The sequence below is a fragment of the Rhizobium sp. RHZ01 genome, assembly GCF_014851595.1.
GTDB classification, from domain to species: Bacteria; Pseudomonadota; Alphaproteobacteria; order Rhizobiales; family Rhizobiaceae; genus Rhizobium; species Rhizobium altiplani.
The window spans coordinates 1-17,189 of sequence record NZ_JACUZZ010000021.1; the positions used below are offsets into that span (position 1 = coordinate 1).

General features: G+C 59.5%; 17 protein-coding genes. 10 read left to right on the plus strand and 7 right to left on the minus strand.

Annotated elements, in window-relative coordinates; translation table 11 throughout:
* Positions 1 to 157 precede the first annotated feature (157 nt).
* Both IB248_RS20630 and IB248_RS20635 read right to left on the minus strand, forming a co-directional pair.
* Entirely contained in the window at positions 158 to 1,705 is a 1,548-nt protein-coding gene (locus tag IB248_RS20630; RefSeq protein WP_018856574.1) for a TRAP transporter large permease subunit, read from the minus strand.
* A gap of 20 nt (positions 1,706 to 1,725) precedes the next feature.
* Positions 1,726 to 2,265 carry a TRAP transporter small permease subunit gene (locus tag IB248_RS20635; RefSeq protein WP_018856575.1) on the minus strand — a complete coding sequence of 180 codons (540 nt, stop codon included), beginning with the start codon at positions 2,263 to 2,265 and terminating at the stop codon, positions 1,726 to 1,728.
* A gap of 331 nt (positions 2,266 to 2,596) precedes the next feature.
* Here IB248_RS20635 and IB248_RS20640 point away from each other — a divergent pair, with 331 nt between their 5' ends.
* From IB248_RS20640 to IB248_RS20670, 7 genes are all read left to right on the plus strand, one after another.
* Entirely contained in the window at positions 2,597 to 4,900 is a 2,304-nt protein-coding gene (locus tag IB248_RS20640) for an EAL domain-containing protein (protein ID WP_026371718.1), read from the plus strand.
* 162 nt (positions 4,901 to 5,062) lie between these two features.
* On the plus strand, positions 5,063 to 5,815 hold the full coding sequence (locus IB248_RS20645) for a hypothetical protein (protein WP_025658921.1): 753 nt from the start codon (positions 5,063 to 5,065) through the stop codon (positions 5,813 to 5,815).
* 178 nt (positions 5,816 to 5,993) lie between these two features.
* On the plus strand, positions 5,994 to 6,218 hold the full coding sequence (locus IB248_RS20650) for an aa3-type cytochrome c oxidase subunit IV (protein ID WP_018856578.1): 225 nt from the start codon (positions 5,994 to 5,996) through the stop codon (positions 6,216 to 6,218).
* A gap of 96 nt (positions 6,219 to 6,314) precedes the next feature.
* Positions 6,315 to 7,460, plus strand: coding sequence for a Re/Si-specific NAD(P)(+) transhydrogenase subunit alpha (locus IB248_RS20655; RefSeq protein ID WP_018856579.1), 1,146 nt, complete (start codon positions 6,315 to 6,317; stop codon positions 7,458 to 7,460).
* Entirely contained in the window at positions 7,460 to 7,858 is a 399-nt protein-coding gene (locus IB248_RS20660) for a proton-translocating transhydrogenase family protein (protein WP_018856580.1), read from the plus strand. The genes IB248_RS20655 and IB248_RS20660 overlap by 1 nt, the downstream gene beginning before the upstream one ends.
* 7 nt (positions 7,859 to 7,865) lie before the next feature.
* Positions 7,866 to 9,260 carry an NAD(P)(+) transhydrogenase (Re/Si-specific) subunit beta gene (locus tag IB248_RS20665; protein ID WP_018856581.1) on the plus strand — a complete coding sequence of 465 codons (1,395 nt, stop codon included), beginning with the start codon at positions 7,866 to 7,868 and terminating at the stop codon, positions 9,258 to 9,260.
* An 81-nt stretch (positions 9,261 to 9,341) separates the two neighbouring features.
* Positions 9,342 to 9,965: a LysE family translocator gene (locus tag IB248_RS20670; protein ID WP_018856582.1), complete on the plus strand. Its 624-nt coding sequence runs from the start codon at positions 9,342 to 9,344 to the stop codon at positions 9,963 to 9,965.
* Between the two features lie 51 nt (positions 9,966 to 10,016).
* Here IB248_RS20670 and IB248_RS20675 read toward each other — a convergent pair whose 3' ends face one another.
* From IB248_RS20675 to rpsU (IB248_RS20690), 4 genes are all read right to left on the minus strand, one after another.
* Positions 10,017 to 10,499 (minus strand): DUF992 domain-containing protein, encoded by a 483-nt coding sequence (locus IB248_RS20675; RefSeq protein WP_018856583.1) that lies wholly within the window; start codon positions 10,497 to 10,499, stop codon positions 10,017 to 10,019.
* A 60-nt stretch (positions 10,500 to 10,559) separates the two neighbouring features.
* A complete protein-coding gene (locus tag IB248_RS20680; RefSeq protein ID WP_018856584.1) occupies positions 10,560 to 12,218 on the minus strand; it encodes a sensor histidine kinase in 1,659 nt (552 codons plus the stop codon).
* A 496-nt stretch (positions 12,219 to 12,714) separates the two neighbouring features.
* Positions 12,715 to 13,575 (minus strand): tetratricopeptide repeat protein, encoded by an 861-nt coding sequence (locus IB248_RS20685; protein WP_018856585.1) that lies wholly within the window; start codon positions 13,573 to 13,575, stop codon positions 12,715 to 12,717.
* A 134-nt stretch (positions 13,576 to 13,709) separates the two neighbouring features.
* Positions 13,710 to 13,922, minus strand: a complete 213-nt coding sequence (gene rpsU, locus IB248_RS20690; protein WP_003585885.1) for a 30S ribosomal protein S21 — start codon at positions 13,920 to 13,922, stop codon at positions 13,710 to 13,712.
* A 442-nt stretch (positions 13,923 to 14,364) separates the two neighbouring features.
* On the opposite strand from rpsU (IB248_RS20690), the gene IB248_RS20695 reads away from it, so the two are divergent.
* The 3 genes from IB248_RS20695 to IB248_RS20705 all read left to right on the plus strand — a co-directional run bounded on the left by IB248_RS20695 (position 14,365) and on the right by IB248_RS20705 (position 15,528).
* Positions 14,365 to 14,574 (plus strand): cold-shock protein, encoded by a 210-nt coding sequence (locus IB248_RS20695; protein WP_018856586.1) that lies wholly within the window; start codon positions 14,365 to 14,367, stop codon positions 14,572 to 14,574.
* 456 nt (positions 14,575 to 15,030) lie between these two features.
* Entirely contained in the window at positions 15,031 to 15,270 is a 240-nt protein-coding gene (gene rpsU, locus IB248_RS20700) for a 30S ribosomal protein S21 (protein WP_007527643.1), read from the plus strand.
* A 39-nt stretch (positions 15,271 to 15,309) separates the two neighbouring features.
* On the plus strand, positions 15,310 to 15,528 hold the full coding sequence (locus IB248_RS20705) for a hypothetical protein (protein WP_018856588.1): 219 nt from the start codon (positions 15,310 to 15,312) through the stop codon (positions 15,526 to 15,528).
* Between the two features lie 89 nt (positions 15,529 to 15,617).
* On the opposite strand, the gene IB248_RS20710 is transcribed toward IB248_RS20705, so the two are convergent.
* Positions 15,618 to 16,982, minus strand: a complete 1,365-nt coding sequence (locus tag IB248_RS20710; RefSeq protein WP_113470634.1) for a DUF1254 domain-containing protein — start codon at positions 16,980 to 16,982, stop codon at positions 15,618 to 15,620.
* Positions 16,983 to 17,189: the final 207 nt, after the last annotated feature.

A 17,189-nucleotide genomic window follows, 5' to 3' on the forward strand; every position in this document is an offset into this window, starting at 1 on the left:
CCCAGACCAGCCATCGCATGAGGGCCAGAGGCCGCCAACTTCGCCCCGCCTCAGAACCCAACTAAAACAACCAACGTCCAAAAAACAAACCCGCCGAAAATATCGGCGGGTTTGTCAGCAGTCTGAGCCCCGGATTTTGGTCCGGGGCTTTTTGTTGTCAGTTTATCTTCGGGGGCTGGCTGAGGTCCGTTGCAGGCGGCGCGGGCGTTGCGGGTGCCGGCGCGGGCGGCTGGCCGGGCAGGCCGTTCATCGGCGGCAAGCTCAGTCCGGGCATTTGCGGTGGGCCGCCGCCCGGGGCTCCCAGCGGGGGCAGCGACAAGCCGTTGCCGCCGAAGCCCGGCACTTCGATCTTGATCGAGTTCGGATCGACTTTCGGTCCCTTGTCCAGCCAATACGTTACCGATTGTGGCCAGAAGATCACGATCGCGACGAGGACCAGCTGCATGCAGACCCAGGGCAGGGCGCCCATGTAGATGTCCGACGTCTTGACGCTGCGATCGGCAATGGAGCGCAGGTAGAAAAGCGCGAAGCCGAAGGGCGGGTGCATGAAGCTCGTCTGCATGTTGACGCAGATCAGCACGCCGAACCAGATCAGGTCGATGCCGAGGGCTGAGGCGACCGGCGCCAGCATCGGAATGACGATGAAGGCGATCTCGAAGAAATCGAGGAAGAAGGCCAGCACGAATATGAAGATGTTGACGAAGATCAGGAAGCCGACCGGGCCGCCGGGGATGCCCGACAGCATGTGTTCGATCCAGCGCGAGCCGTCCATGCCTTGGAAGACCAGGCTGAAACAGGTCGAGCCGATCAGGATCATCACCACCATCGAGGTGATGTGCATGGTGGAGCGCATGGCCTCCTGCATCAGCGGCCAGGTGAGGCGGCGGTGCATGGCGGCAAGCACCATTGCGCCGACAACACCGAGCGCACCGGCTTCGGTGGGGGTTGCGAGCCCCATGAAGATCGTGCCGAGAACCAGGAAGATCAGCACGATCGACGGGATCATCCCGGACAATACCCGCAGGAGCAGCGCCCAGTTGAAGTCGCCCCGCACTTCTTTCGGCAGCGGCGGCATAGAGGCCGGCTTCAGGATCGACAGGATCAGGATATAGCCCATGAAGATCGCGACCTGCAGGATCGATGGGCCGATGGCGCCGAGATACATGTCGCCGACCGATTTGCCGAGCTGGTCGGCAAGGACGACCAGCACCAGGGACGGCGGAATGACCTGGGTAATGGTGCCGGAGGCGGCAATGACGCCGGTGGCCAGCCTCGGGCTGTAGCCGTAACGCAGCATGATCGGCAGCGAGATTACGCCCATGGTGATGACGGATGCCGCAACGGTGCCGGTGATGGCGCCAAGCACGGCGCCGACGAGGATTACCGCGTAGGCAAGGCCGCCGGGAACGCGGCCGAACAGCTTGCCTGTTCCCTCGAGCAGATCTTCAGCCAGTCCGCAGCGCTCCAGTATGGCGCCCATGAAGGTGAAGAAGGGGATGGCGAGCAGCAGGTCGTTGGAAACGATCCCGAAGAAGCGCAGCGGCAGGGCCTGCAGGAAGGCCTCGGTGAAATGTCCCGTGGCGATGCCGATGATGCCGAAGAACAGGCCGACGGCAGCCAGCGAAAAGGCGACCGGAAAGCCGTAGAGCATGAATAGAACCATGCCCACGAACATCGCCGGCGGAATAATGCCGAAATCAAACAATGGTGTTCCTCCGGTCCGGCTTACTGCAGCGGTTTTTCGTATTTCGTATCGATCAGGATGTAGCCGGTCAGGGCGGCGATCCGCTTGATCAACTCGGAGATCCCCTGAAGCGACAGCAGCCCGAAGCCGAGAACGAGGATGAACTTGACCGGCCAGCGGATCAGGCCGCCGGCATTGGCAGAGATCTCATGCTGTTGGTAAGAGGACAGGAAAAAGGGCCAGCAGAGCCAGGTCAGGAAGATGCAGGCCGGGATCAGGAAGACGATGAGGCCGATGATATCGATCCAGATCCTCGCTTTGTCGGAAACGGAGCCGTAGATGAGGTCGACGCGTACATGTTCGTTCATACGCAGCGTGTGTGCTGCACCGAGCACAACGATGAAGGCGAAGAGATACCATTGGATCTCGAGCCAGCCGTTGGAGCTATAGTTGAACGAGTAACGGATGAGTGCATTGGCGGCGCTGATCAGGCAGCAGAGCAGCACCATGTATTCGGACAGTTTGCCCATGAATTGGCTGACCGCATCGATCAGCCGGCTGACCGTCAGCAAAGCCGGCATGCCTTTCCCCCTTTTTATCGTGCCTGTTTCGACACGTTCTCCTCTCTGGATTGGTAGACTAGGGTGTTTCAAATTGGAAGATTAAAGGGGGCGTGTTGGAATATAGTCTTATGCGAAGCGCACGCCGCAGGCACTGCCGACGACTCCCTGGCACTGCCGACAATCGAGCATGGCGGGCCCGGAATCAAAGATCTCCTTGTAGCTGCGTAAACCTTTATGAAACCAGGATTTTCGCGTTATGGTTTCAAAAAATTCAACCAAATCTATGGTTTGGACGAAATCAATTTTTAAAGGGTTCGCAGTAAGGTCTCGCCGCACAGGAAAAGCATGGATGAAGCCACATAACCCGGGCAGGGTTCCAACGGATGTGTATCTGTCGTTTGTGAGTTCCCTTTCTGGGAACCGCATGACGTTGCTCGTCGGTGTTATCGTTCACGCGGCGACTTGCCTCGCAATCGCCGCCAAGACGCAGTCTTTCCTGTATCTCATCCTCGCCGCTGCCTTCGTCCTTGTGTTCGGCGGACGCATGGCGATCTTCTGGCAGTTCGATCGCGTCGACAAAGAAAGACTCTCGTACGCCGGAATCCAGCATTGGGAGCGAATTCTCGTGGCCGGCGCTGCCGGCACCACGACACTCCTGGGCATTGCCAGCGGTTATGCCATATTTTTCTTGGGCGATGGTTTTGCGGAGCTCGCCTGCATTGCCGTGACCATGGCCACCATGGTTTCCGTCGTCGGCCGCAACTACGGTTCGCGCATGGCGATCGACCTGCAGACCTTCTCTTGTTGCCTGCCGATGATCATCTGCAGCCTGATGGCGCTGGACTTCTATCGTGGAATCCTGTCGATTTTTCTCATCCCATTCTGGCTGACGACACGGGCCATGGCCAACGGGGTGCGCGAGTTTCTCTACGAGAATGTCATTGCGCGCCGGGAAATCACCGTGATCGCCGACCGTTTCGATACAGCGCTTAATAACATGCCGCATGGCCTCGTCATGGTCGATCCCGAAAACCGTATCCAGGTAATCAACCGCAAGGCCTGCGAACTTCTGAAGATCGGCGACCCCGAGCGCTTGAAGGAGCGCGACCTCAGCGCGGTCCTGCGTTACGGCGCCCGCTACAGCTTTATGGATTCCACGCAGCCGGAGCTCATCCTCCGCCAGATGACCCAGGTCGCCGATGGCAAGCTGTCACGCATGCTCATCCATTTTCCCGAGGATCTGTCGCTTGAATTCTCCGCAAGCCGCCGGCCTGATGGCGGCGCGGTGCTGATCTTCGAAGACGTGTCCAGCCGCGTGAAGGCAGAGCAGAAGATCTTGCACATGGTTCGATTCGATGCTCTGACCGGGTTGCCGAACCGCGAGTATTTCAGCCATCTCGTGCAGGACTATCTGAACAAGCACCCGAAAAAACGCGGGCCTGTTGCGTTCATGGTGCTTGATATCGACGAGTTCAAACACGTCAACGACATGCGCGGCCATATCACCGGCGACCATCTTCTCTGCGCTATCGCCAACCGCATCGAGGAGCAGGCGCGCAAGGCCATCGTCGGCCGTCTGATGGGTGACCAGTTCATCCTGTTCTTCCCGCATGCGAAGGATATGGAAGCGCTGGACGCAGAAGTTCGTCGTTTGCATGCTGCCATCCAAGGCAACTACGAAGCCGATGACGTGACCTTCTTGGTTTCGCTGAGCGGTGGCTTTGCGCTTCTTGAAAGCGATGCCTTCGCGATGGAAGAGTGGAGCATCAAAGCCGACCTGGCATTGTTCGAAAGCAAGTCGAAACAGCGCGGCGGTATTGCAAGCTTCGAGCGCGAGATGGATGGCCGCTACATCGAGCAGCAGAAGCTCAAGGCCGATCTGCGCGAAGCGGTCGGGATGCAGGGGCTCAGCATTGCCTACCAGCCGATGTTCAAGGCCGACGGCTCGCGTATTGAATGCGCCGAAGCGCTTGCTCGCTGGGTGCATCCGGAAAAGGGTGCCATTCCGCCCGACGTGTTCATCCGCCTGGCGGAAGAGATGGGCATCATCTCGGACATCACACGCTTCATCCTGATGAAGGCCTGCGCAGATTGTATGACTTGGCCCGAGCATATCGCGGTCTCGGTGAACCTTTCCGCCAGAGATCTGCGGGATGCAGACATTCTTTCCGCGGTTTCCGAAGCACTGAGCGCCTCGGGTCTGGGGCCCGAGCGACTGCATCTCGAAATCACCGAGAGTTGCTTGATCGACGAGCCGGCCGCTGTGCGCGCCATCCTGGCGGACCTGCGGGCGCGCGGCATCACGATCGCCATCGATGATTTCGGCACGGGTTTCTCGAGCCTCAGTTACCTCGACACGCTTCCGCTTGATATCGTCAAGATCGACCGGTCCTTCCTGCGAAACATCGTCGAGGACGACCGCCGCCTCAAACTGCTGCGCGGTACCGTCAATCTGGCGCGTGAACTTGGCCTCAAGATCGTCACCGAAGGTGTAGAGACGACCGAGCAGTTGGCCCTTCTCAACAAGTATCGTGCGACCGATCTCGTGCAGGGCTATGTTTTCTCGCCGGCCGTTCCGGCGCAAAATATCGCGATCCTTTCGCAGAGCCTTGCGGGCGGCCCCACCCCGCGCCGCCGCCCTAAGGTAGCCTGAATCTCAAATTTTCAGCTTGTGGAAGCGGCCCATGCCGCTCCGTTCCCTGGCGAACGCCGTTAACCTTAACAATTCAAATATAACGCAAATTATCGTTGGTTCCTTGCCGTCGGCTGTTTTTTCGGATGATTAATGAATTATTAACCGATCAGCCGAGGAACCATGGTGGATACTCCTGTAACAACGAGCGATTTCAGTAATAAGCTTCTTGGAATTCTAGATCATATTGAATACCGCCGCATGGAAAGCAGCGAGGACATGATCGAGGTGGAGCGCCTGCGCTACAAGGCTTACAAGGCCCATGACGTGCTGGCACTGGCTCCGAAGGGACTGTTGGACGCGACCGATTTCGACAGTCACGCGCATGTCTTCGGTATTTATTATTACGGCGAGTTGGTCAGCACGATACGGCTCCATTATGTTACACCTGAGCATCGCGTCAGCCAGTCCGCGGGTGCCTTTCCGTGGGCGATGGACGCGCTGCTCGATGCCGGGCTGACACTGATCGATCCGGCGCGGTTTGCCGCCGATCCTGATCTGACGGCCGATCTGCCTTGGATTCCCTATCTGACGTTGAGACCCAGTATCGTCGCGGCCGCATACTTCCGCGCGGACCGCGTCCTTCAGTTCTGCCGGCCTCCGCATGCCGCATTCTACAAGCGGGTCTTCTATGCCGATACGATCGTGCCCGGTCAGCTGGCAAAGAACTACGGAATCGACATGACGTTGATGGCAACGAACGTGATTGAAGTGGGGCGCAAGCTGCTGACGCGCTATCCGTTCTTTATCTCCAGCGCCAGCGAACAGCGCATGATGTTCTCGCGCATTCCGGAGGACACGCTGCCGCCCCTCACGATCATCCCCACAGCTCGCTTCGTGCCGAACGGTCAGCTTGGGACGGATCTCCCCCTCTGATCTGCGATGCATCGCGAAATGGAGAGTGTCGCACCAACTGCGGCATTCTCCTGCATTGCGCTTTTCCCAGGCTTTGTGTAATGCCTGACAAGGGAATTTCCAGGCGCAAGCCTTGGGAAATAATGGCATTCGTGGCCGCGTCTCAAACCGGCCAGGCATTTTGAGGGAGACGATATTCATGGCTGAGCATCACACCGGACCTGCAGAAGTCGGCGCGCCGATGGACTATAAGGAACACGAGCAGACCTACCTCATGTTCCTTGCCGCTGCTAAGTACGGCACGCTGTTTCTCGTCGCTCTCCTGCTTGGCATGACGGCTGGCTTCTTCACCGGTGCTGGCTTCCTCGGCGGCCTCGTTGTCCTGCTAATCGTCTTCATCGCCGGCCTCGTTCTGCTGCGTTAAGCGCGGCGCGGGGAGGGCGCTTTTCCAAGCTTTGACTGAATGTTCGGGCTGAGCAGGGGGACCTGCGGCAGGCTGGCTGACCCGGAGGAGGGGCGGTTGGGCAATATTGTTTTTGTGGCGAAGGAAACCACGGGGGATGAGACGCGCGTCGCTGCGTCCGTCGAGACCGTAAAGAAGATGATTGGGCTCGGTCTCGACGTCGTCGTCGAGTCCGGAGCGGGCACCAAGTCGAAAGTTCCGGATGCGGAATTCGAAGCGGTCGGCGCGCGGATTGGCTCGATCGGTGCGGCGGCGACCGCGGATGTGGTATTGAAGGTCCGTCGTCCGACGGACGAGGAGATCGGCGGCTACAAGGGGGGCGCGGTCGTCATCGCGGTCATGGATCCCTACGGCAATGACGAAGCGATCGCCGCCATGGCCAAGGCCGGGCTCTCCAGTTTCGCTATGGAGTTGATGCCGCGCATCACCCGAGCGCAGTCCATGGACGTTCTTTCCTCGCAGGCAAACCTCGCAGGCTATCAGGCGGTCATCGAAGCGGCTGCGGTTTATGACCGTGCCATGCCGATGATGATGACGGCGGCCGGCACCGTTCCCGCGGCCAAGGTCTTTGTCATGGGCGCTGGTGTTGCCGGCTTGCAGGCTATCGCCACGGCGCGCCGTCTCGGCGCCGCGGTGTCGGCGACCGACGTTCGCCCCGCGGCCAAGGAGCAGGTTGCCTCTCTGGGCGCCAAGTTCATCGCCGTCGAAGACGAAGAGTTCAAGGCGGCCGAAACGGCCGGCGGCTATGCCAAGGAAATGTCCAAGGAATACCAGGCGAAGCAGGCCGCCCTTGTGGCCGATCATATCGCCAAGCAGGACATCGTCATCACCACGGCCCTGATCCCGGGGCGTCCGGCTCCGAAGCTGGTCTCGCGTGAGATGCTGAAATCGATGAAGCCGGGTGCGGTTGCGGTCGACCTTGCCGTCGAGCGCGGCGGCAATATCGAAGGCGTCAAGCCGAACAAGGTCGCCGACGTCGACGGCGTGCGCGTCATCGGCTTTTCGAATATGGCCGGCAGGATCGCTGCCAGCGCCTCCCAGCTCTACGCCAAGAACCTCGTCACCTTCCTTGAGACCATGGTCAACAAGGAAACGAAGTCGGTCACGCTCAATCTCGAGGACGAACTGATCAAGGCGACGATGCTGACACATGCAGGCAATGTCGTGCACCCGGCGTTCGGCGCAAAGAAGGGGGATAACTGATGGCCAGTGAAGCAATGGACAAGGCGCTGGAGCAGTTGAACCAGGCCGTGAATGCCGTGGCGGCCGCGGCCGCCCATGCTCCAGAGGCGGCAAGTGCTGCAACCGGCGGTGCGATCGATCCCTTCGTGTTTCAGTTCGCGATCTTTGTGCTGGCGATCTTCGTCGGCTATTACGTCGTCTGGTCGGTGACGCCGGCGCTGCATACGCCGCTGATGGCGGTGACCAATGCGATCTCGTCAGTAATCGTTGTCGGTGCGCTTTTGGCGGTCGGCATTTCGACCAGCGGGCTTGCGACCGGCTTTGGCTTCATCGCCCTGGTCCTCGTCTCCGTGAACATCTTTGGCGGCTTCCTTGTCACCCAGCGCATGCTGGCGATGTACAAGAAGAAGGACAAGTGAGGACCGCATGAACAGTATCGCAGCCTTTCTCTATCTTGTTTCCGGCGTGCTTTTCATCTTGGCATTGCGCGGTCTTTCCCATCCGGCCACCAGCCGCAAGGGCAATCTTTACGGCATGACCGGCATGGGGATCGCGATCCTCACCACGTTGACGCTGGCGACACCCTCGTTCGGCGGGCTGGTGCTGATCGTCTTAGGTCTCGCCATCGGTGGCGGCGCGGGCGCCTATATCGCCCGCGTGATCCCGATGACCTCGATGCCGCAGCTGGTTGCAGGGTTCCACTCGCTGGTCGGCCTTGCCGCCGTGCTTGTGGCGGCCTCGGCGCTCTATACGCCGTCATCCTTCGGCATCGGCAATATCGGCGGCATTCACACCGAGGCGCGGATCGAAATGGCGCTCGGCGTTGCGATCGGCGCGCTGACCTTCACCGGCTCGATCATCGCTTTCCTGAAGCTCGACGGGCGCATGTCCGGCAAGCCGATCCTGCTGCCCTTCCGTCACCTGATCAACATCGCCCTGCTGGTGTTGATCGTGCTCTTCATCATCGGCCTCGCCGCAACGGAAAGCCATTTCGATTTCTGGGCGGTCGTCGCGCTGTCACTGGCACTCGGCGTACTGCTGATCGTGCCCATCGGCGGCGCCGACATGCCTGTCGTCGTGTCGATGCTCAATTCCTATTCGGGATGGGCGGCCGCCGGCATCGGCTTCACGCTTGGCAATCTGGCGCTGATCATCACCGGCGCGCTGGTCGGTTCGTCCGGTGCGATCCTCTCCTACATCATGTGCAAGGGCATGAACCGCTCCTTCGTTTCCGTCATCCTCGGCGGCTTCGGCGGCGAGACGGTCGCGGGCGGCGCGGATAATTCCGACAAGACGGTCAAGCTCGGTTCGGCCGAGGATGCCGCCTACCTGATGGCAAATGCCTCGAAGGTCATCATCGTGCCGGGTTACGGCATGGCGGTGGCGCAGGCGCAGCATGCGCTGCGCGAAATGGCCGACAATCTCAAGAAGAACGGCGTCGAGGTGAAATACGCGATCCATCCGGTCGCGGGCCGTATGCCGGGTCACATGAACGTGCTGCTTGCTGAAGCGAACGTGCCCTATGACGAGGTCTTCGAGCTTGAGGACATCAACTCGGAGTTCGCGCAGGCTGACGTCGCCTATGTCATCGGCGCCAACGACGTCACCAATCCGGCGGCGCGCGATGACAAGACCTCGCCGATCTACGGGATGCCGATCCTCGATGTCGACAAGGCCAAGACCTGCCTCTTCGTCAAGCGCTCGCTCGGCTCCGGTTACGCCGGTATCGACAATACGCTGTTTTACAAGGACGGTACGATGATGCTGCTCGGAGATGCCAAGAAGGTCACCGAAGAAATCAACAAGGCGATCGGCCACTGAAGCGTCGCCAGCATGCTTGATCTCGATTAAACTACAAGGGCGCGGACTTGGACCGCGCCCATTGTTTTGCACGGTGATGTCATGTCCCTCGAAACGCTGCTCCTCTACGTTCCCGCCTGTTTTGCGCTGAACATGGCGTTTGGTCCGAACAACCTGCTCTCGGTGACGATCGGTGCGCGCGCAGGAATGGGCATGGCAATTGCAGCCTCCGCCGGGCGCATCGTCGCCTTTGCGATCATGATCGCCATCACGGCCTTCGGTCTCGGCGCCCTCCTGATGGCTTCAGGCGTGGCCTTCTCGATCGTGAAGTGGCTGGGTGTCGCTTATCTGCTCTGGATTGGTTTCAAGCTGTTCCGCGCGAAGGTGGATGTGTCGGAACTGGCGGCTGCCCATCACCCTTCAACGTTCAGGGCGTATGTGCGGCAGGAGTTTCTTGTTGCGTCGAGCAACCCCAAGGCGATCCTGATCTTCACGGCTTTCTTGCCGCAGTTCGTCGAACGCAATGCCTACTGGCAGAGTTTCTTCACGCTCGGAGCAATCTTCCTGGTCTTGGAGGTCGGGGCGATCAGCATTTATGCCTTCGTCGGCTCGCGACTGCGTGGCGTCATGCGCAATGCCTGGGCGGTTCGCCTTGTCAATCGGATCAGCGGCTCGATGATGATGTTGTTCGGCGGCGCTCTTGCGCTGACGCATCGTTCCGCTTGACACGGAAAGGAGAGAGGCGGGTGCCTCTCTCCTCTTCGGCGCGACCTGAGATCAGGTGGCGGCCGGCGCCAGCGTCAGTTTCTCCACGCCGAGCGCGAGATTCAGGCCTTCCTGAGCCTGAACGTTCAACGGCTGGAGCATGAAGGATTGGTTGGTGCCGCCGGCAATGACCTTGGCACCAGCGCCGGCGCCGAAGCTTGCATCGACCCCTACGCCGTAATACTCACCGGCCAGCGCGTAATCGGGAATGTCGGTTCCGGTCTTGGCCAGAACCTGCCAGATCATCACAGTCTTGCCGGTCTGGCCGACATCCAATCCGAATTTCTGGATCGTTCCGGCATAGACGACCTTCGGGCCACCCTCCGCCGGCGTAAAGGTGCAGAGCAGGTTCTTCTGCGAGGTGACGATCAGTCCCTGACCACCCTGCGATCCGCAGACGAGCTGGCCGAGGGTGATGTAGTTTGCGGCACTTGCCGGGTTTGCGATGGCGGCTACTGCGGCAGCCGCCGCGGCAATCATCGTTTCCCTGAACATGGACTTCTCCTTTCGAGTAGCCTGTCGGAAACGAAGGTCCAGTGTTAATTGTTCCGTGCGTTATGCACGCTCGAGGTTGCGACGAGGAGCCGTCAACGCCCAGTAAAAGCCTTCTGGCGGGAAGTCGATTTCCACGGTCCCACCAAAAGCGGCGGCGGCGTGATTCTTGATGATGGTCGTCCCAAAGCCGGAATTCTCGGGAGCGCGCGCTACCGGACCGTCACGCTCCTCCCACGTGAAGACAACAAGAGGTTCGTTGCGCTCTTCGTTCTGGGCATCCCGCCAGCTCAGCCGAACGCGGCCATGCGGCACGGAAAGGGCACCGTACTTTACCGAGTTCGTGGCAAGTTCATGCAGGACGAGACCGAGATTTTGCACCACGTCGGGTTTGAGGACAAAATCCTTGCCAGATATCTCGGTCTGCTCGGCAGCCTGCGGAAAGCCCTTGAAGTGGATGTCGATCACGCGGCGCAGCGATGCGCCGGCCCATTGCTCGCTGGTGAGCAGGTCGATCGACCGGGACAGGCCTTCGAGGCGATCGACAACCGCTGCCTGGTATGCCTCCACGCTGTCCGCGCGCTTGGCGACTTGGCGCATCATCGCCTGCACCAGGGTCAGCAGGTTCTTGGTGCGGTGCACGAGTTCGTTCATCACGAAGTGCAGGCGGTCTTCCGTCTGACTCCGGTCGAAAGAAGCGTTGGAGAGCGCGACCGCAACTTGGTTCGCTTCGATGACGCTGGTCTCGATGGGGGCCACGATGTGGCCTTCGCCCATCCGAATGGCCATGTCGGCGATTGAGCGGATCGTCGTGCGCACCTGACGCGCAACGATATAGGCGGCCAGGATCGCGACAAGCATCAGCGCCAGGCCGCCGATGATCAGAAAGCGCCATGTCGTCAGGATAGAAGACTGCGCCGTGGCGACGGGGCCCCATATCACGGTCTTCCAGGACCAACCCGGAATCTGCGCATAGCCGAGCATCGCGTTCGGCAATACCTGCTTGTTCTCGTAGACGCCGCTGAAATTGACCAGGGAAGGCAGGATGTCTGGATTGAAAGGTTGGCCGAAGCCAATATTCGTGGCGCCGGCGGAAGCCACCACATGCCCACTCTGATCAATGACCGCCGCAGACCAATCGTTCGGCAGGCCTTCGGTGGTGACCAGCTTCGCAAGGTCCCCGGCGTTCTGTGTTATGATCAGCGCCCTGACCTTGCCGGCCTGCATCGGCATGGTGACGTTGTAGACGAACTCGCCGCTAGTTCGTCCCATGAACACATCGGACGCTTCGATTCGGCCGGATTTGATCGCGGCCTCGACGGACGGGAGATTGCCGGCCTTGCCCAGCGGTTCGCCATAGTCCCGACGGGTGTTCAAGAGCTGTTGCCCTGTTTCATCAACTGCGATGACGTAGAGATTGTCTGTACGCAGGGACGTCTCGGTGCGAGCGTGGAAGGAGGCGAAGTCGTTATTCTCCAGTTCCGGCGAGTTCGATAGCAACCTTAAAGTTGTGGCCATGTCCTGAAGCTGGCGATCGATGGAGCGGGCGAGAGCGGTCGCATCCTGGGCCGTTTCACGCCTCAGAGTTGAGCGCTGGTTGTCTTCCAGCTGCGCGAGCAGAAGTGCCACCAGTGCGAAAATCGGCAAGGCCGTCGCAAGTGCCATCGCGATCAGGTAGGTCCCGATCGATGCCTTCGGAAAGAAGCGGAAACGGCCTTTCATGAGCCGGTACCCCGCTGACTTATGCAGCCGAAATCACCGGTTCGCCAACCGTTTACAGGCATGAAAGCAAAAATCTGGACCACCGCAATTGCCTTCAACGCGCCCCCGGCTCTCCTGATAGCCTGCTATCGAAACCCACGGCAATGTTAGGGACAGGTAATGGTGCTTGCAACACACTAAAACATGTCGTCCGGCAATTCGCAAATTTTTGTTCAACCGTGGCGTCAATCGAAGCTTCCGAGGCGGAAGGGAACGAAAAACGGAGGCCGCATCGCTCATAAAAATCTCGTAAGAGGCGAGTGGTTGACAAACGGCGCCAAGCTCACTCGGGAGCGCGCCAGGCACCGCAAGGCCGTTCGGGCCCGATCGCGATGAGGGGGGAGGAAAGGGCCGGGGCGGCGAAAGATCCACGCCGAGCCGCGTGCTGCCGGCACCAGGTGCCGCTGAGCGGCGATGATGTTACCGTCGGCCCGTTTGGCAGGTCGCCTGTAGTGCCTTAGCCGGTGGCCGCGCCGACGCGGGCAAGACCGTCCTTCGCCGGCTGGTACTTCGGGTCGAGCCCGATTGCATGGCGGTAGGAGCGGGCGGCCTTGTCCTTTTCGCCACGACGCTCGTAGACCAGCGCCTGGTTGGCCCAGGATTCGGCGACGTTGCCGTTGAGCTCAATCGCGTGATTGAAGTCGGCAAATGCGTTGTCGTCGTCGTTCAGCGCGATGTAGGAAATGCCGCGGCCGTTATAGGGTTCAGGCGCATTCGGCGAGAGCGAGATCGCCTTCGAGAAGTCGTCGATCGCCTTATCCTGCTGATTGCGCTTCTGATAGATCAGACCGCGATTGTGATAGGCGCGGCCGTCGGTCGTGCCGTTCTGGATCGCCTTGTTGAAGTCGTTGTAGGCGGCATCGTCCTGGCCGGCGGAGCGGTAGACATTGCCACGGCCGATCAGCGCCACGTCGTAGTTCGGGTTGATCTGCAGGGCGCTGTTGTAGTCCTGGATCGCCTGCTGCTGCTGACCCATGTTGCGGTAGACCAGCGCGCGGTTGGCGTAGGCCTGATAGAAGCGTGGGTTGATCTGCAGGGCCTTGTTGAAGTCGTTCAGCGCCGCGCGGAAGTCGCCGCCGCGACCGTAGGCCGAGCCCCGGACGTTGTAGCCTTCCGGATCCTGAGGATTGGCATTGATGACTGAGGTCAGCGAGGCGATGTTTTCCTGCGAACCCTGCGCCTTGTCGATGCGGATGACGGCATCCGAGGTGCTGCCTGTCGTGCAGCCGGCAAGGCCTAGCGCGGTGACGATTGCGAAAACCGGTAGAACGGCGATTTTCGGCGAACGCAGAGAGCGGGTCTTGGTGATGTCAGCCATGCGGGCTCGTTTTCCCCCAGTGCAGCCGGTCCGCTTCAAGGACGGGCAAGCTTCAGCAGCAATAAAAAGGCGGTGGCGAATAGTTCGCCCCCGCCAACATGCATCTGAAAACGTCGAAATAACGACAGCTACGCTTAGCGTGCGACGAGACCTTCGCGCTGTGCCCGCTTGCGAGCCAGCTTGCGAACACGGCGAACGGCTTCGGCCTTTTCGCGAGCGCGCTTCTGCGACGGCTTTTCGTAGTAGTCGCGCATCTTCATTTCGCGGAAAATACCTTCGCGCTGCATCTTCTTCTTGAGAGCGCGGAGAGCCTGATCGACATTGTTATCGCGGACAAGTACCTGCACGAGAATCACGTTCCTTTGGTTTGGTTGATGCCGGCGTCAGCACGGCGCCAGAGGCAAAAAATATACAGTTCGCGCGGCAGCAGCCTTGCGATTGAGGATGCGGATAGCAGAACGGTGGGGCGAAGTCCATATGTTCCGGCGGTTCTTGCCGCAAAAAACGGTTTCTTATCCCAGGGAAGGCGCTTTTATGGGAGCGCAATGGGGCCATTCAGCGTAGCTGGGTGTTTCGGAGTGCTGTCGATCCGCGTTGCGCGAACTGCCCAAAACCCCGATAGCACGCTTCCTTGCCTTGTTTATTTCGTAGTTTGCGCTATATGTAGCTAATCGACTATTGGTTGTGACCTTTGTGAAAGAGCGTCAAGCTCCGTCAGATTTCCTCTCAAAATCGATCTTAGCCTTGTGAATGAACGCATGGCAGTAACGACTATGAAAGGAGATCGTTATGAATTCAGGTACCGTTAAGTGGTTCAACAGCACCAAGGGCTTCGGCTTCATTCAGCCGGATGACGGCAGCACGGACGTTTTCGTCCACATTTCCGCTGTTGAGCGCGCTGGCTTGGGAAGCCTGTCCGATGGACAGAAGATCACCTATGATCTCGTTCGCGACAAGAAGTCTGGCAAGAATTCTGCCGACAACCTGCGCGCAGCCTAATTCTCATTCGGCCCGGCTGACCACGGATGTACTGGCAGCTGAGAGCCTGATGGCGGAGGTCGGGGTCAAACCCGGCCTTTTATGTTTTTGACGCTCAAGACAGTTCGGTGGAACCAAATGGCACGAATGCCAAGATACGCTGTCGGCGACACTATCGTTCTGAAAGACGGTCTCGTTCGCACCGAAGAGGCGCGCAGGACCTGCAAGATCGCGGTAGTTCTACCGTCAGACGGGAGTCGCCCGCAGTATCGGGTCCGGTTCGAGACGGAAAACTTCGATCGGCGGATTCTTGAGAGCGATATCGACATGAACCAGTCGGTATCCCCTACGCCGAGAGTTGACGCCGACGCGGATATCCAGGGCGGATCCTGGTTGAAAACTTCAAGCATCAGGGTACGGAAGTAGCTTCCACTCTGACCAACCGGCAAACAGATTTGCCGCACGAAAGGAAAGAATTTGCAGGTTCTCGTTCGAGATAACAATGTCGACCAGGCACTCCGCGTCCTGAAGAAGAAGATGCAGCGCGAAGGTCTGTTCCGCGAGTTCAAGGCGCGTAGCGCTTATGAAAAGCCGTCCGAGAAGCGTGTTCGCGAAAAGGCGGAAGCGGTTCGCCGTCAGCGCAAGCTGGCGCGCAAGAAGCTGCAGCGCGAAGGTCTCCTTCCGGCTCCGAAGAAGGCAGTCCGTCCGGCTCGCTGAGCTGCCATGAGGCGAGCTCCGTCTAGATAGAGAGACCAGATGACTTCAAAAGACGAACTCTTCAATCCGGCCAAGCTCTCCCCGCGCGACAAGGCGGCTGCCACTGATACGACAGCGAAAGCAATCATCACGGCAGAAGCCGCGGCTCGCGAAAAGAAGACCGAGAAGCTCAGGGCGCTACGCTTGCAGCAAGAAGCCGAAGCACCAACAGCCGCCGCCCCTGCCAAGAAGCGGCGGACTGCGCCCAAGTCGGTTTGATCCTCCCAGCAGCCTCGCGCCAGCGCGCGAGGGCCCTCTCAACCCAATGGGGATACCCATGTGGATCGCTCGAGGCACGCGCGAAATCGCTACTGTGCTGTCACCTGTTGGAGCGCGGGCACCAGTTCGACGACCGGCGGGTTCCACTTTCCTGTCAAGGCTTCGCTCTCCGGTCCGTAGAGGCGCATTGTCAGGTTGAACGGCCCGGCAGGTGCCGGTAGCCAGTTCGCTTCCTTGTCCTCGCCCGGGCTCTTGTTCTGGAAGTAGAGATCAAGAGAACCGTCCGCATTGTAGGCGAAGGGCATCCAGCTGCTGACGGCAAATCGGTTCAGGCTGTTGGCGACTTGAAATCCCTCGGGATCGTAGAGCGTGACGGACCAGAACGCTTTGACCGGTGGCAGGTTCGCCTTGTCGAAGTGGATTTTGTAGCTGTTCGCTCCGTTTAGCGGGTTTCCCTTCTCGTCGCCGAGGTTGAGCGGATAGATCGCGTCCTCTGGCAGGTTTGCGCCCAGCCCGAGCTGCGCGACGATCGCCCGCTTCAAGTAGTAATTGCCGTAGACGCCCATGGTGTCGGTGTTCATCGACCAATTGTTGGCGACGCGGGCAAGCGTCGGAACTTTCCAGTCCATCAGCTTCTGGGCTTTGGCGGGAACCGCTTCCAATGCCTTGGCGACGGTTGGATCGATCTTGGTCTTATCGAAGCTTTTTCCCGGCTCTATGCCGATCCGTTTCATTAGCGCGATGATCGGTTGGTCGGTGATGTGAGGCGGATTATGTTTCATGACCTCGGACGCATAGGCGAAGAAATCCGCCGCGGTCATGCCGTCGACAGTCTTCTTGGGAGGCGTCGTCATATCGATCTTGGGATCGATCGTGACCTTCACCGGTTCTGCCGCCTTCCCCCATTGCGACAGCGGCGTGACCTTGTAGCCTGCCTGGATCTTGTGGACCGTGTCATAGTCGGCCGGCCCATCCGTTTTCGTGCGCCCAATGACCCAGACGAAGGGCGTCGGTGCGTCAATGCGCTGTACGCCGGCCGGCAGGTCCTTGCCGCTCCATCCAGGCGGCACAATCGCGAAATCCGCCTTCGCGGTTCCGGTCGTCCGCCATCCGGGCGAGGCGAATACGTCACTCCACATGTCGAGCATCGGCAGCAGGAAGTAGCGACCGTCGGTATCAGGCGCCGACACGATGACTGGTTCCTTGGTCATGTCGAGCCACGCAACGGAATAGAGCGTGTCAAAGTTCGGTCGGACGACATCTCGAAATTCAGCAGTTGGGAATTCCGGTACATTGGTGAACGCATTGGCCGGTCCACGGCCCATCTTCTTGCCCGCTTCGATATTTGTCGCCTGCGCACGGGTCACATCCATGGTGACTAGCGGATAAAGATAGACGTAGGCATCAACCCCGATGGCCGCGGCTTCCGCCTCGGTTATGGGGTCGGCGGCCATACCAGGCCCGGCAATGCACGCTCCGGTTAAAAATAGACCGGCAGCGAAATTGATAGCACGCAATGTCATTGCAACCCTCCCAACGACCGGCGCAACAATCCTCCTTGTTGAGGCGGTCCGTTCCAATTGATGCAAACCTGGGGTGGTGGCGCGTGTTGTAGATTATTCCCGAGGCTGCACCGGTTCGACTCATGCGAAAGACGTGAT

Coding starts and splice junctions, on each gene's coding strand:
- IB248_RS20660 (WP_018856580.1), top strand. CDS start 7,460: ATGGCCAGTGAAGCAATGGACAAGGCGCTGGAGCAGTTGAACCAGGCC.
- IB248_RS20640 (WP_026371718.1), top strand. CDS start 2,597: ATGAAGCCACATAACCCGGGCAGGGTTCCAACGGATGTGTATCTGTCG.
- IB248_RS20710 (WP_113470634.1), bottom strand. CDS start 16,982: ATGGCCGCCGACCCCATAACCGAGGCGGAAGCCGCGGCCATCGGGGTT.
- IB248_RS20635 (WP_018856575.1), bottom strand. CDS start 2,265: ATGCCGGCTTTGCTGACGGTCAGCCGGCTGATCGATGCGGTCAGCCAA.
- IB248_RS20670 (WP_018856582.1), top strand. CDS start 9,342: ATGTCCCTCGAAACGCTGCTCCTCTACGTTCCCGCCTGTTTTGCGCTG.
- IB248_RS20645 (WP_025658921.1), top strand. CDS start 5,063: ATGGTGGATACTCCTGTAACAACGAGCGATTTCAGTAATAAGCTTCTT.
- IB248_RS20705 (WP_018856588.1), top strand. CDS start 15,310: ATGACTTCAAAAGACGAACTCTTCAATCCGGCCAAGCTCTCCCCGCGC.
- IB248_RS20680 (WP_018856584.1), bottom strand. CDS start 12,218: ATGAAAGGCCGTTTCCGCTTCTTTCCGAAGGCATCGATCGGGACCTAC.
- IB248_RS20675 (WP_018856583.1), bottom strand. CDS start 10,499: ATGTTCAGGGAAACGATGATTGCCGCGGCGGCTGCCGCAGTAGCCGCC.
- IB248_RS20685 (WP_018856585.1), bottom strand. CDS start 13,575: ATGGCTGACATCACCAAGACCCGCTCTCTGCGTTCGCCGAAAATCGCC.
- IB248_RS20650 (WP_018856578.1), top strand. CDS start 5,994: ATGGCTGAGCATCACACCGGACCTGCAGAAGTCGGCGCGCCGATGGAC.
- IB248_RS20695 (WP_018856586.1), top strand. CDS start 14,365: ATGAATTCAGGTACCGTTAAGTGGTTCAACAGCACCAAGGGCTTCGGC.
- IB248_RS20665 (WP_018856581.1), top strand. CDS start 7,866: ATGAACAGTATCGCAGCCTTTCTCTATCTTGTTTCCGGCGTGCTTTTC.